Below are 12,406 nucleotides of genomic sequence, written 5' to 3' on the forward strand. Positions count from 1 at the left end.
GCAAGACTCTCAAAGCGTATAGGAAGCGTCGAATTCCGCACCGGCGCGACCGCCGTAAACAAAGTTTATTCCCGGAACAGGCGGCGCGCAATGCGTGGCCACGCCCATGCTGCAACTCGCCTGACAGGCCAGCTTGCGCTGCCAGCCCGGTGCCGCCTCATCGTCGATCGCGGCTTTGAGCACGGAAAGCTGCCGCAGATCGTCGGCATAGCGCCATTCCTGCGTCAGGATCAGCCCGGCGGCCAGCGCGCGCAGCGCGGGCAATGGCAATTCGTCCAGCCGTGCCGAAATATGGCTTCGCGCATCTGCATCCAGTTTCCGGTTGGGCGAACCCAGAACCGTCATCACCGTATTGCGGCAGGTTTCCGGCGTGTAAAAGGCTGTTTGCACCAGCTTGGCCCGTGCCACACCACGCAACGCCCGCGCCTGTGCCAAAACGTCCATCTGGTCGCGCAGGTTATACACCCTCTCGCTCCAGCGGATGAACGGGTCTTTATCCCATCCCGCGTCTGTACTACCCGCGTTCAGCGTACTGCTTCCATGACCGACTGACGCCATCTGGACGAAAACCAGCGACTGGGCCCTAAGCGTATTGGCTATCTGCGCCGCGTCCGACCCCGCATTGTCATACAGATACGCCGCGAACGCATTGACGGCGGTCAGGTACCCCGCATCAATCCCTTCTTGTCGCGTGTCCGGAAATTCAACCTTCTTGAAATCCGGCAGCGCCATCGCCGCACCATGAACACCCACGTCGTACAACGCGACCCGCACGATATTCTCTGCGCCGGCACCTTGTTCGCGGTCGCTGCGCTGAACCATCACGGCCATGGTTCGGTTTTGCCCTTCATGGCTGCGATGCTTCAGCACCGCGTACAGCATCTCGTCGGTCAGCGCGCGCGGAATCTCCAGAAAATCCGGCTCGCGCAGAATATCCGCGAACGCCTCGAAACTGATCAGCGCATGTTGCTGCCCGACCATGCGCACCATATTCATGTCGCCAGTCAACTGCGCCTCGGCCAACCGCCCCAGATCATGCGCCAGACACGGGAACAGCATCAGGCTACGCCAGTCATGCGTATAGCCCTCGGTACGGATGATGTGAAACGCCGACGCCACACCCTTCGATATGTGCCTTAAATCAAAAGCAGTCCCCGACCCGGCGGGATATTGTGCGATGACCTGCAATATCCGCTGGCCCAGCCGGTTTAAAACAGCCTGCCCTTGCGCGCTGTATACCCATTCGTCATGTGCATGAAGCGCCTGTTCGTCCTGCGGACGGCAGCGCATATATTCCATTTCAAAACGGCCGGCTTCTTGCTCGATCCGCGCCAGTTGCGACACCAGTGTCCGGGGGCCCAGGCGCAGCCGCGTCGCTTCCATGAAAAGTGTCGATGCATGTCCCATGGGGAGGAACCATAACCCCCGGAAATCCAGATTGCCATAAAAAATTTCAGCCGCGCAAAGCCTTGTTCAGCCTGTCCAGCACGGCATGGGTCAGCTTGGTTTCCGCCTCGCCGAAAAACCCTTCCGCGACCGCCAGATATTCGGCGATCAGCAAGGGTGCGTCGATTTCGTGATGCGCCAGCATTTCATACGCGCCGCACAAAAGCACCGCGCGCAACAGCGGCTCCGGTTGGGTCTGCCCCTGCCGCTTGTCCAACGCGCCCATGACCATGTCGACCAGCTCGGCGCGCCGCTCAGCCACGCCGCGCACGATTTTGGCCAGAAGCTCCAGATCCGCGGGCACGAAATCAATATCTTCCACGGCCTGCCCGTGGCGATGGTCGCGATACGCCTCCAGCACCGCGTCCGCCGAATGCCCGGTCAGGATCATGTCGTAAACGCATTGCACGGCCACCAGCCGCGCCGCCGTGTTCCTGGCTTTTTTCGATGGTTTGGGCGCGCTCATGCTACAAACGCCTTTTTCACTTCCAGCATCCGCACCGCCGCGCGCGCGGCATCCCCGCCCTTGTCCAGCCGGTCCGGATCGGCGCGTTCGGCAGCCTGCTCGATCGTATTCACGGTCAAGACCGCGTTGCCCACACAAAGTTCATGCGCCAGCGTGACGCTGGAAATGCCGTGCGCGCTCTCGCCGCACACGATCTCGAAATGATAGGTTTCCCCGCGAATGACGCAGCCCGTGACGACAAAGGCGTCGTACCGCCCTGAAAGCGCGGCCATCTGCAAGGCCGCCGGAATTTCCAGCGCGCCCGGCACATCGATACGCTCGACCGCCATGCCGGCGGCCTCCAACACGCGCGCGGCGCCCACGAACATTTGATCCGCGATTTCCTGATAAAACCGCGCCTCGATCACCAGCGCCCGTCCACCCACTTTGGCGGGTGCGTCTTTGTTGGTCCGTTCAATCTTCATAATGTCCGCTGTTCGACGATGTTCAGGCCGAAGCCGTGCAGACCAATAACCTGTTTCGCCGCGTGCGTCAGCAAAATCATCGCGCCCACGCCCAGATCGCGCAAAATCTGCGACCCCACCCCGACATGACGCAGCGTGTTCTGCCCACCCTCGCCCACCGGCTCGCGGAACAACACGACGACGCCCGTTCCTTCGCGCCCGATGACCTCCATCGCGCGGCGCAGGGTTGAATCCCCCGCGCCCAAAACGTCCGTCGCCATGTTCAACGCCTGCACACGCACCAGAACCGGCGTATCCGGCGTGGGCTGCCCCTTGACCAGCGCATGGACCTGCGCGCCATCCAGCCGGTTTTTATAGGTAATCATCCGCCACGCGCCGCCATGGACAGACTCGATCGTCTGCTCATCCATGCGTTCGACCAGTTTTTCGGTCTGAAGCCGGAATGCGATCAGATCGGCGATGGTGCCGACGCGGATATTGTGCCGCTGGGCGAAGGCGATCAGGTCCGGCAGCCGCGCCATGGTCCCATCGTCCTTCATGATTTCGCAGATCACGCCCGCGGGCCGCAAACCGGCCATGCGCGCGATGTCGACCGCGGCTTCCGTATGCCCCGCGCGCACCAGCACGCCACCCTCCACCGCCTGCAGCGGAAAAATATGTCCCGGCGTCACGATGTCCTGCGCCCCGGCGTTCGGGTCGATCGCCACCTGCACCGTGCGCGCGCGGTCCGGCGCGGAAATACCGGTGGTCACGCCTTCGCGCGCCTCGATCGACACGGTAAAGGCGGTCGCGTGCGCGTCGCGGTTGCGCGACACCATCATCCCCAGCCCCAAACGGTCGACCATCGGCTTTTCCATGGCAAGGCAGATCAACCCGCGCCCATGCGTCGCCATGAAATTGATGATCGCGGGCGTCGCCATCTGCGCCGGGATAATCAAATCGCCCTCGTTCTCGCGGTCGGCGTCGTCGACAAGGATGAACATGCGCCCTTCGCGCGCCTCGGCGATGATCTCGGCCGCGCCTGAAAGCGCGTTTTGATCCTCGGCGCCCAGCCGCGCGTCGCGGACATCGTTGAAGGAAATGACGGACATGCCCGCCTTATAGGCCTTTTTGCGCGGTGAATTCAAGCTGCCGCGCGATATACCGCGCCAGCACGTCCACCTCGACGTTCATCGCCTGCCCGACTTTCGCCGCGCCCAGCGTGGTCGCGGCCAGCGTATGCGGGATGATATTCACCGAAAACCGGCTGCCGTCAACCATGTTGACGGTCAAGGACACGCCGTCCAGCGCGACCGACCCCTTGGTCGCGATCATCGGCGCCAGCGCATCCGGCGCGGCAATCACCAAACGCTGCGATGCGCCGTCGGGGATAATGCGTTCAACCGAAGCCAGCCCGTCGACATGACCGGTCACCATGTGGCCGCCCAGCTCATCTCCCAGCTTCATGGCGAATTCAAGATTGACCGGCGTTCCCGCCTTCCACCCGCCCAGATTGGTTTTATCCAGCGTCGCGTTCGACACCTGTACCGAAAACCGCCCCGGCGCCCGGTCGATGACGGTCAGGCACACGCCCGAACAGGCAACGGATGCGCCGATCGCCATCGCCGCCGTATCCAGCCTTGTGCCGATTTCATAAAGTGCCGCGCCCTCGCGCGGTTCGACGCGCAACACGGTACCGATATCTGTGACGATGCCTGTGAACATGGCCTTACTTGGCTGCGCCTTCTTTTTTCATCGCGCCCAGAAACTCCCGAAAATCAGAAACTTCCCGAAAATCGCGATAGACAGAGGCATAACGGACATAAGCCACCTGGTCCAACTGGGCCAAAGCCTGCATCACCAGTTCGCCGATGCGTTTCGACGTCACTTCGCCGTCCAGCGACGTTTCGATCTGGCGCACGATTCCGTTGACCGCGCGCTCGATCTGCTCACCCGTCACCGGACGCTTGCGCAAGGGCGTGCGCAGCGAACGGATCAATTTTTCACGCTCGAACGGCTCCTTGCCGCCGTTGTTTTTGACGACCGTCAGCTCACGCAGTTGCACCCGCTCGAACGTAGTGAACCGCCCGCCGCAGGACGGACATTCGCGCCGCCGCCGGATCGCCGCGCCGTCATCAGCGGCGCGGCTGTCCTTGACCTGAGAATCTTCATGTCCGCAAAACGGGCAGCGCATCACGTTCCCCGGAAATCAGCCGATCGGGCTATCGTAGATCGGAAACCGCGCGCACAGCGCCTTCACCTTTTCGCGCACTGCGGCCTCGACAGCCCCGTTACCTTCCGGCCCGCTGGCCTTAAGGCCTTCCAGCACCTCGACGATGAACCCGCCGATCTGTTTCCATTCCGCAGGGCCGAAACCGCGCGTCGTACCCGCCGGCGTGCCAATGCGCAGCCCCGATGGGTTGAGCGGCGACTTGTCGCCCGGCACCGAGTTCTTGTTGGTGGTCAGCCCCGCCATTTCCAGCGCATGGGTGGCTTCCTTTCCGAACAGCCCCTTGGACCGCAGATCGACCAGCAGCATGTGCGAATCCGTCCCGCCCGTCACAAGGTCGTAACCGGCATCTTTGAGGGTATCGCCAAGAATTTTTGCATTATCCAGAACGGCTTGCGCGTACATCTTCCATTCCGGTTTCAAACATTCGCCGAAAGCCACGGCTTTAGCGGCGATAACATGCTCAAGCGGCCCGCCCTGAAGGCCGGGGAACACCGAAAAGTCCAGCTTTTTGGCCAACGCCTCGTCATTCGTCATGATGACACCACCGCGCGGGCCGCGCAGGGTTTTATGCGTGGTGGTCGTGACCACATGGGCGTGCGGGAACGGATTGGGATAAAGCCCCGCCACGATAAGCCCGGCATAATGGGCGACGTCCGCGAACAGATAGCAGGGCTGGCCCGTCTTGGCGGCAACCTTGTCGCAAATCGCGCGAAAGCGTTTAAAATCGAACGCGCGCGGATAGGCCGAGGCGCCGGCGATAATCATGCGCGGACCCGCCTCGACCGCTTGCTTCTCCAGCAGGTCGTAATCGATGACCCCTTCGTCCGTAATGCCGTAGGACAGGGTTTTGTAGCCCTTGTTCTCGGTCTGGCCGTCCTTGCCCTTCCACGACTGGCGACCGGAAAAGTTGACCAGCGAACCGTGGGTCAGGTGCCCCCCCTGATCAAGCGACAAACCCATCACCAGATCATCGTTCTGGCATAGGGCGTAATAGACGGCGATGTTGGCGGAAGCCCCCGAATGCGGCTGGACATTGGCGAACTGGCACCCGAACAGCTTGCAGATGCGCGCAATAGCCAGTTGTTCCGTTTTATCGACGAATTCGCAACCTTCGTAATAGCGCTTACCGGGATAGCCTTCGGCGTATTTGTTGGTCATGACCGACCCTTGCGCCTGTAATACGGCACGGGAAACGATATTTTCCGAGGCGATCAGCTCGATCTGGTTTTGCTGCCGGTCGCGTTCAGCGGCGATGGCGCGAAAAACATCCGGGTCGGTTTCGGCGACTCCGGTCGTGAAAAATGGGTTTTGTCTGGGCATATCGGACATATCTTGTTTGAGGACTGGCTGGGCGTTCATGGCACATGGCTCCGCGTTAGGGTTAACGACGGGAAAAGCCCAGACGCGCGGCGTAAAAGAAGGGGATGTTTCTTGGCGGTCGTTTCCGCCTTGAAAGCGTCAGTGGCATCCCCGCTTCCCTGCCATCTAAATAGGAAACGCACCCGCGCCTTGTCAAGGAAGGGCTCGCACCCCGGATAGGCTTGTCCGCACGAAAAACTTGCAAAACCCGACTCGTTTATATATTTACATAATGATGGAAAATCTGGATAACGATATACGCATCGCCCCCACCTCCCGCCGCCGGCGCCTTTACGGCGTACGCGACGGTGCCAGCGTACTGGCCGTCACCACGGCTTGCGCGGCCACCGCACTGGGTTTCGCCGCCACTGCGGGCACGGGAGCATGGACCGGGGCCGAAGCATTGGCCAAAGCGGTTTTATCCGATCAGCAGAATCTCTTTTTATCCCTGCCCCTCGCCTTTTCCTCGGCCGTAACCGCCGCCGGCGCGACGCTTGAAATCGGCAGTGCCCTGGTCCAGCGCGCAAACGATCGCGCAGCCCGTAAATTTAATTACGCGCCGCGCGCCGTACGCAGCTTTACCCGTGCCGCGACACAAGGCCTCACAGATGCCGGTCGCTTCGTCAAAACCCTTGGCGCGGGAACACTCGGCATCGTCGGCACAATCACCATCGGCAGCAACATAAGCGCGAATCTCGACCAAGCCTATCCGGAACATCCGGTACGGGGTCTGGTTGCGGGTTACTTCACGGGCTTTTTCACAAGCGCGACAGGAGCGATCGCCATCCATGAAATTTCCGGCGCGATCCGCAACACCTTGCGTGGCAACCGTATCCCGTCACCGCGCCCGTCTGCCAGACCGTAAAAATCCTTAATATCTCGGCGCCTGATGCGCTACCGGGCCTTGCGTATGAACCTGCGACACGGGAACCGGCTGCTCGGGACGGCTCATGGCCGCCACGGCGTTGAAAAACAACGCGGCCCCGACAACGCATCCATAGGTCAGGCTTTGCGCGACCACGATCATCCGCTTCCCGCGCGCCAGGCTCATATGGAATTTCTCGACGCGCTTGCGCGCCTCCATTTCGGCAATCATCACGGGAACCATGGCAATAACGCCTGAAAAGGCAAGGAACATGGGCGAACCGGGCGCCTGCGCGGGCATGTCCCGCAGCAAAAGCGATTCAGCCCCAGCCGCCGCCATCGGCGCGACCATGCCGACCAGGCCGAATAAAAGACTAAGCCCACCCGGCTCGTAAGCGGATCGCTGTCGTGAAATGCCACCATGCGCGGCATCCTGCGCGCCCTGATTGTGTGGATCGCAGGTTTCGGCAGAAGATGCACGAGAATGAAGATCTGGCTTTGACATGCGCGGGACCCTACACACCGCACAAAACTTATGTCAACTAAATACAACCCAGCTTGCTGACCCGGGCCTGATGCCGCCCGCCATCGAACGCGGTGGCCAGAAACGCCTCGACGCATTCTTTCGCGACCAGCGAACCGATGACCCGCCCGCCCAGCGCCAGCACGTTGGCGTCGTTATGCTGGCGGCACAGTTTTGCGCCGGTGACGTCGTGGACCAGCGCGCAGCGCACATGGGGGTGGCGGTTGGCCGCGATGGAAACACCGATGCCGGTGCCGCAAATCAAAACCCCGCGGGCGGCCACCCCGTCCTTAAGGGCCTGCGCCAGTTTTTCAGCATAATCCGGATAATCGACCGGCTCCGTCCCGTGCGTGCCCAGATCGACCCATGCGATATCGGGCAGCGCGGCCTTGAGGCTCTGCTTGAGCTCCACCCCGCCATGGTCGCAAGCGATCAGCACATCGTCGTTCATGCCGCGCCCTTTAATCCCCTGTGCCGGGCTTGGCCGAGAAATCGGCCTCGAACTTGCCCTTTTTATCCTTGAATTCCTCGGCCTCGTCCATCGCGGGCTTCTTGTGCGTGATATTGGGCCACGAGGCGCAGTATTCGCGGTTTATCTCGACCCATTTGGCGGCCTTGGGATCGGAATCGGGCAGGATGGCGTCGATCGGGCATTCGGGCTCGCACACCCCGCAATCGATACATTCGTCGGGGTTGATCACCAGCATGTTCTCGCCCTCGTAAAAGCAGTCGACGGGGCAGACTTCCACGCAATCGGTGTATTTGCAGCGAATACAGATATCGGTGACGACGAAGGTCATTGTTTTACCTCTTTAGGCGATTCAGGTTTAGGCAGTTCCGGTTGATTTTCATTCGCGGGGCGCAATCCCGCCGAAATCTGGTATCTCATTTCACCGTCGGCTTGTCCAGACTCCGTAACGGATTCGTCCGGTGCTGGCCCGTATTCGTCGGCCTCGGTCGGCGCAATGTCCAGCACCGATTCCTGCACCACATGCCGCCTGAGGACGGCCTCGCGGTAAAGGATGAACAAGCCAGAGGCGACGACGACACCAGAACCGATCAAAACATTCATGCCCGGCACCTGGTCCCACACGGCCCAGCCGAAAAACGTGCCGAATATGATCGCAAGATAGGAAAACGGCGCGACATACGCCGCCGGCCCCTCGGCATAGGCCTTGGTCACCAGCACCTGCGCCGCGCCGCCGCAAATCCCGGTCATCACCAGATAAACGAAACTTTTGAACGACGGCGGAGTCCAGTAAAATGGCAGGAAACAGGCCGTAACCAGCGCCCCCCAAAGCGAAAAATAAAATACGATCGTAAGCGCGTGCTCGCTTCGCCCCAGCCGCCGGACGATGATCATGGTGCACGCCGTGGTGAACGCGCCGCCAAGCGCCACGGCCAAACCAAGCCAATTGACCCCGGCACCGGTGGGGGCCGCGATCACCAGCACCCCGGCAAACCCAACGATCACCGCGCCCCAGCGCCATTTACCGACCCATTCCCCCAAAAGCGGCACGGACAGCGCCGTTAAAATCAAAGGCATGGCGAATTGCAACGCGGTGGCATTGGCCAGCGGCAAAAGGGAAAAGGACCAGAAAATCAACCCCATCGACACGATGCCCACCGCCCCGCGCAGCAAATGACCCAGCGGCTTGCGGGTTTTGAACAGGCTGAAACCTTGTGGGTGCGCCTGAATCAGCATCAACACCGGCACGATGGCGAGCGCGTTGCGGAAAAACATGATTTCGACAATGGAATGGGTTTCTGACGCCAGCTTGACGAACACGTTCATGCACGAAAACAGCGTGACCGACGCGGCGGCCAACCCAAAAACGCGCATCGGGCGAATGACGGGAGTTTCAACCATAATTGGCCTCCGCTTCCGCTTCGGCTTCTGCGATATCCGCCCGCGCGCCCGCGCGCCCTTTTTCCAGCGCCAGACTCAAAAAACCAGACGCCACGACGACCGCCATACCGACGAACACGGCGTTATGCGGCCATTCGTGCCAGATGGCCCACCCGAAAAACGTCGAATAGACGATGGAAAGATAATTGAACGGCCCCAGAAACCCGGCGGGCGCCATGGTATAGGCGCGGGTCATCAGCAATTGTCCCGCCGTCCCGGTCAGCCCCGACGCCACCAGCCACAAAAGGGTCGCGGGCGTGGGCGTACTCCAGAACCACGGCAGGAAACAGGCCGACATCGCCGCCGACAGGGTAAAAAAGTAAAACACGGTGCGGTTTGGCGGCTCGCTTTGCCCCAGATCGCGCAGGGCGATGGCGACAAGGGCGGTGAAAAATGCACCGCCCAGCGCGACGCATACCCCAAACCAGTTCACCCCGTCGCCCCCCGGCCGGGTCATGATCAGGATTCCGGCGAATCCCAGCAAAACCCCGGCCCAGCGCCGCCAGTCCACTTTTTCCGAAAGCAGGAAGATAGCCAGCACCGTGGTCATCAGCGGCATGGCGAAAAACAGCGCCGTCTGCTCGGCCAGCGGCAAAAGGGTCACCGCCCAGAAATTGAGGCACAGACCGGCAAGCCCGACCACCGCGCGGTACAGATGCCCGAAAGGCCGCCCGGTTCGCAGCACGCCGAACCCGCCCCGCCCGCGTGCGACGACGATGGCCATGCATGCCGCGCCGACAAGGTTGCGCCAGAACGTCACCTCGATAATCGCGTGATGCGCGGCGGCCAGCCGCGCGAAAACGACCATCAGCGTGATCAGCAGGCACCCGGCCAGCATGATCAGGGCGGCTTTGACAGGTTGATGGACGGGGGACGCAATCATGGAACGAAACAGTTTTGCGTAAAAATCATGTCGTGGATATGGCGGACGCGGATTTTTTGCCCCAGTCAGGACTCTCTGGGTCAGGACTCATTAATGTCATGGATTGCGCGCAAAGCCGAAGGGCGCAACGGTTCCTGTGGCCAAGGCTTTTGAAGGCGCAAGGGGAACCACCCCGCCTTCATCCCTTCTCCTTGCATCCATCCCTTTTCCATGTCACGCAATCTTATAACACCTGACGACACTATCTGGTTTGTTGACGCCATGAACATTCTTCTGATCGGATGCGGGCATATGGGCGGCGCGATGCTGGCCGGATGGCTTGACCATCCACGCATCGCCCGTATCGACGTCGTCGACCCCGCCGCGACGGCCCCCGCCGATTCCCGCGTGACGATGCACCGGGCGCTAAACGCCCTTGCTGGGCGGGATTTCGATGCCTGTGTCCTTGCGGTCAAACCGCAGGTCATGGACGCGATGCTTGCCACCCTCGCCCCGGTCCTGCCACAGGGCATCCCGGTTTTATCCATCGCCGCGGGCGTCACCCTGGCCACCCTTGGTCGGTTTATGGGAGCGGATCGTCCGCTTTTGCGCGCGATGCCGAACACGCCCGGAGCCATTGGCGCAGGCATTACCGGGTTCATAACAAACAAAAAAATTACAAAAAAACAAATAGATGAAGCAGTTTTCTTATTTTCAACATTAGGTGATGTCGTGGCATTGGATAACGAATCGCAGATCGATGCGGTCACCGCCATCTCAGGCTCCGGCCCTGCCTATGTCTTCGCGCTGGCCGAAGCGCTGGAAAAGGCTGGCATTGAATGCGGGCTTGCACCGGATATGGCTGCCCGGCTTGCCCGCGCGACCGTTCAGGGGGCTGGCGCCCTGCTTGCCGCCCGCGCCTCGGAAAGCCCGGAATCCCTGCGCCGCGCGGTAACCAGCCCCGGCGGCACGACGGCGGCGGCACTTAAAGTTCTGCATGAGAATCGGGCGCTCGACCGTTTAATGAATGACGCCGTCCATGCCGCCTTGGCTCGCGCCCGCGAACTGGCGCAAACCCCATGATTTCCAAGGCTTGACAGGTTGACCTGCGGAATTATTTGAAAAAATGTAAAATTTTTGTTAAAAACATACCCACTAAGACTTAACATGGCTTGCATCGCGCGCGCTTATGGCGCAGCGGCAGGATTGTGTTTTGTCAGGTTTGGACACGCTAAGACGAGGCAGAGATGACGAAAAAAGTACAAAAAATCAAAGCGAAAACAAAACAAGCTACCGCCAAGACCAAACCTGCAGGGAAGGCCCCGGCCAAAACGGCCCCGAAAAAGACTGCCGCCAAAGTCGTTAAGACAAAGACCCCGATCAAAAAGCCTGCCGCGAAAAAAACAAATACAGCGGCAAAAAAAGCCGCTCCCAAAAAGGCCGTGAAGCCTGTCACCAAGGCCGCGCCTGTTAAAAAGGCGGCGGTTAAGACCCCCATCAAGACGCCGGTCAAAACCCCGTCTAAAGCGGCGGCACCCACGACCCGTCCGCAGATGGTGACCATGGCCCGTCCGGCCGCCCAGCATCCGCCTGTCGCTGCCCGCCCGATAGCGGCACCGACGATGCGCCCGGTCGCACCGGCCATGCGTCCCGGCATGCCCCGCCCCGGCGTCGCCATCCCTGCCCGCCCGGCCAATGACACACCGGTCGATTTCCGCACCGGCGATTACGTGGTCTATCCGGCGCATGGCGTCGGCACGATCGAGGGCGTGGAAACCCAATCCATCGCCGGCATGTCGGTGACGCTGTACGCGATTTCGTTTGAAAAAGACCGCATGCGCCTGAAAATCCCGGTGCAAAAGGCCCAAATCGCGGGCCTGCGCAAACTCTCCTCCGGCGATCGCCTGAAAGACGCGCTTAAAACCCTGACCGGCAAGGCGCGCATCAAGCGCACCATGTGGTCGCGCCGCGCGCAGGAATACGAAGCGAAGATCAATTCCGGCGATCCGGTTCAGATCGCCGAGGTTCTGCGCGACCTGCGCCGTCCCAAGGACGACACCGAGCAATCCTATTCGGAACGCCAGATCTATCAGTCCGCGCTTGAGCGTCTGGCCCGCGAGGTCGCGGCCGTCCAACGCATTGCCGAGGCCAAGGCCGTCGAACACCTTGAAACGGTCCTCACCCAGGCAGCCTAAAGGCCAGCCCTGCAACCCGGAATTCAAAAAAAACCGGCCCCGATGGGCCGGTTTTTTCTTTCCTGACTCTAGACAGAAGAATCGCGGTTCAGGCACAATAAACGCA

Annotated in this window: 16 protein-coding genes; 3 read left to right on the top strand and 13 right to left on the bottom strand. The window is 60.9% G+C overall.

From position 1 onward, the window contains the following. Positions 1-9: 9 nt before the first annotated feature. The 7 genes from H6866_01725 to H6866_01755 form a co-directional block, all read right to left on the bottom strand. A complete protein-coding gene (locus H6866_01725) occupies positions 10-1,383 on the bottom strand; it encodes a hypothetical protein (GenBank protein USO07966.1) in 1,374 nt (457 codons plus the stop codon). 70 nt (positions 1,384-1,453) lie between these two features. Further along, complete coding sequence (locus H6866_01730; GenBank protein USO07967.1) at positions 1,454-1,912, bottom strand: DUF1948 domain-containing protein; 459 nt, start codon at positions 1,910-1,912, stop codon at positions 1,454-1,456. Continuing rightward, a complete protein-coding gene (gene ribH, locus H6866_01735; GenBank protein ID USO07968.1) occupies positions 1,909-2,376 on the bottom strand; it encodes a 6,7-dimethyl-8-ribityllumazine synthase in 468 nt (155 codons plus the stop codon). Before ribH ends, H6866_01730 begins: the two co-directional genes overlap by 4 nt. After that, complete coding sequence (gene ribB / locus H6866_01740; GenBank protein USO07969.1) at positions 2,373-3,467, bottom strand: 3,4-dihydroxy-2-butanone-4-phosphate synthase; 1,095 nt, start codon at positions 3,465-3,467, stop codon at positions 2,373-2,375. The genes ribH and ribB overlap by 4 nt, the downstream gene beginning before the upstream one ends. 7 nt (positions 3,468-3,474) lie before the next feature. After that, positions 3,475-4,080, bottom strand: coding sequence for a riboflavin synthase (locus tag H6866_01745; protein ID USO07970.1), 606 nt, complete (start codon positions 4,078-4,080; stop codon positions 3,475-3,477). 4 nt (positions 4,081-4,084) lie between these two features. Next, positions 4,085-4,549, bottom strand: a complete 465-nt coding sequence (nrdR, locus tag H6866_01750) for a transcriptional repressor NrdR (protein USO07971.1) — start codon at positions 4,547-4,549, stop codon at positions 4,085-4,087. A 15-nt stretch (positions 4,550-4,564) separates the two neighbouring features. Beyond that, positions 4,565-5,947, bottom strand: coding sequence for a serine hydroxymethyltransferase (locus H6866_01755; GenBank protein ID USO07972.1), 1,383 nt, complete (start codon positions 5,945-5,947; stop codon positions 4,565-4,567). Between the two features lie 232 nt (positions 5,948-6,179). Here H6866_01755 and H6866_01760 point away from each other — a divergent pair, with 232 nt between their 5' ends. After that, positions 6,180-6,812 carry a hypothetical protein gene (locus tag H6866_01760; protein USO07973.1) on the top strand — a complete coding sequence of 211 codons (633 nt, stop codon included), beginning with the start codon at positions 6,180-6,182 and terminating at the stop codon, positions 6,810-6,812. Positions 6,813-6,818: 6 nt separating this feature from the next. On the opposite strand, the gene H6866_01765 is transcribed toward H6866_01760, so the two are convergent. The 5 genes from H6866_01765 to H6866_01785 are packed head-to-tail and all read right to left on the bottom strand — an operon-like array spanning position 6,819 to position 10,126. Next, positions 6,819-7,316: a hypothetical protein gene (locus H6866_01765; protein ID USO07974.1), complete on the bottom strand. Its 498-nt coding sequence runs from the start codon at positions 7,314-7,316 to the stop codon at positions 6,819-6,821. A gap of 37 nt (positions 7,317-7,353) precedes the next feature. Next, positions 7,354-7,785 carry a ribose 5-phosphate isomerase B gene (gene rpiB / locus H6866_01770; GenBank protein ID USO07975.1) on the bottom strand — a complete coding sequence of 144 codons (432 nt, stop codon included), beginning with the start codon at positions 7,783-7,785 and terminating at the stop codon, positions 7,354-7,356. Between the two features lie 10 nt (positions 7,786-7,795). After that, complete coding sequence (locus tag H6866_01775; protein USO07976.1) at positions 7,796-8,134, bottom strand: ferredoxin family protein; 339 nt, start codon at positions 8,132-8,134, stop codon at positions 7,796-7,798. Then, positions 8,131-9,204 (bottom strand): DMT family transporter, encoded by a 1,074-nt coding sequence (locus H6866_01780; GenBank protein USO07977.1) that lies wholly within the window; start codon positions 9,202-9,204, stop codon positions 8,131-8,133. The genes H6866_01775 and H6866_01780 overlap by 4 nt, the downstream gene beginning before the upstream one ends. After that, positions 9,197-10,126, bottom strand: a complete 930-nt coding sequence (locus H6866_01785; protein USO07978.1) for a DMT family transporter — start codon at positions 10,124-10,126, stop codon at positions 9,197-9,199. Before H6866_01785 ends, H6866_01780 begins: the two co-directional genes overlap by 8 nt. Before the next feature lie 261 nt (positions 10,127-10,387). Between H6866_01785 and H6866_01790 the strand changes: the two genes are divergently transcribed. Further along, complete coding sequence (locus H6866_01790; protein ID USO07979.1) at positions 10,388-11,188, top strand: pyrroline-5-carboxylate reductase; 801 nt, start codon at positions 10,388-10,390, stop codon at positions 11,186-11,188. Between the two features lie 148 nt (positions 11,189-11,336). On the opposite strand, the gene H6866_01795 is transcribed toward H6866_01790, so the two are convergent. Beyond that, the gene (locus H6866_01795; protein USO07980.1) at positions 11,337-11,669 is read right to left on the bottom strand and encodes a hypothetical protein; all 333 of its coding nucleotides are present in this window, start codon (positions 11,667-11,669) and stop codon (positions 11,337-11,339) included. Positions 11,670-11,760: 91 nt separating this feature from the next. Between H6866_01795 and H6866_01800 the strand changes: the two genes are divergently transcribed. Continuing rightward, entirely contained in the window at positions 11,761-12,300 is a 540-nt protein-coding gene (locus H6866_01800) for a CarD family transcriptional regulator (GenBank protein ID USO08550.1), read from the top strand. The last annotated feature ends 106 nt before the right edge of the window (positions 12,301-12,406 follow it).

This window comes from Rhodospirillales bacterium, assembly GCA_023898805.1.
GTDB lineage: Bacteria > Pseudomonadota > Alphaproteobacteria > Micavibrionales > UBA1664 > UBA6145.

Coding starts and splice junctions, on each gene's coding strand:
- H6866_01725 (USO07966.1), bottom strand. CDS start 1,383: ATGGAAGCGACGCGGCTGCGCCTGGGCCCCCGGACACTGGTGTCGCAA.
- H6866_01730 (USO07967.1), bottom strand. CDS start 1,912: ATGAGCGCGCCCAAACCATCGAAAAAAGCCAGGAACACGGCGGCGCGG.
- ribH (USO07968.1), bottom strand. CDS start 2,376: ATGAAGATTGAACGGACCAACAAAGACGCACCCGCCAAAGTGGGTGGA.
- ribB (USO07969.1), bottom strand. CDS start 3,467: ATGTCCGTCATTTCCTTCAACGATGTCCGCGACGCGCGGCTGGGCGCC.
- H6866_01745 (USO07970.1), bottom strand. CDS start 4,080: ATGTTCACAGGCATCGTCACAGATATCGGTACCGTGTTGCGCGTCGAA.
- nrdR (USO07971.1), bottom strand. CDS start 4,549: ATGCGCTGCCCGTTTTGCGGACATGAAGATTCTCAGGTCAAGGACAGC.
- H6866_01755 (USO07972.1), bottom strand. CDS start 5,947: ATGAACGCCCAGCCAGTCCTCAAACAAGATATGTCCGATATGCCCAGA.
- H6866_01760 (USO07973.1), top strand. CDS start 6,180: ATGATGGAAAATCTGGATAACGATATACGCATCGCCCCCACCTCCCGC.
- H6866_01765 (USO07974.1), bottom strand. CDS start 7,316: ATGTCAAAGCCAGATCTTCATTCTCGTGCATCTTCTGCCGAAACCTGC.
- rpiB (USO07975.1), bottom strand. CDS start 7,785: ATGAACGACGATGTGCTGATCGCTTGCGACCATGGCGGGGTGGAGCTC.
- H6866_01775 (USO07976.1), bottom strand. CDS start 8,134: ATGACCTTCGTCGTCACCGATATCTGTATTCGCTGCAAATACACCGAT.
- H6866_01780 (USO07977.1), bottom strand. CDS start 9,204: ATGGTTGAAACTCCCGTCATTCGCCCGATGCGCGTTTTTGGGTTGGCC.
- H6866_01785 (USO07978.1), bottom strand. CDS start 10,126: ATGATTGCGTCCCCCGTCCATCAACCTGTCAAAGCCGCCCTGATCATG.
- H6866_01790 (USO07979.1), top strand. CDS start 10,388: ATGAACATTCTTCTGATCGGATGCGGGCATATGGGCGGCGCGATGCTG.
- H6866_01795 (USO07980.1), bottom strand. CDS start 11,669: ATGGTCACCATCTGCGGACGGGTCGTGGGTGCCGCCGCTTTAGACGGG.
- H6866_01800 (USO08550.1), top strand. CDS start 11,761: ATGCCCCGCCCCGGCGTCGCCATCCCTGCCCGCCCGGCCAATGACACA.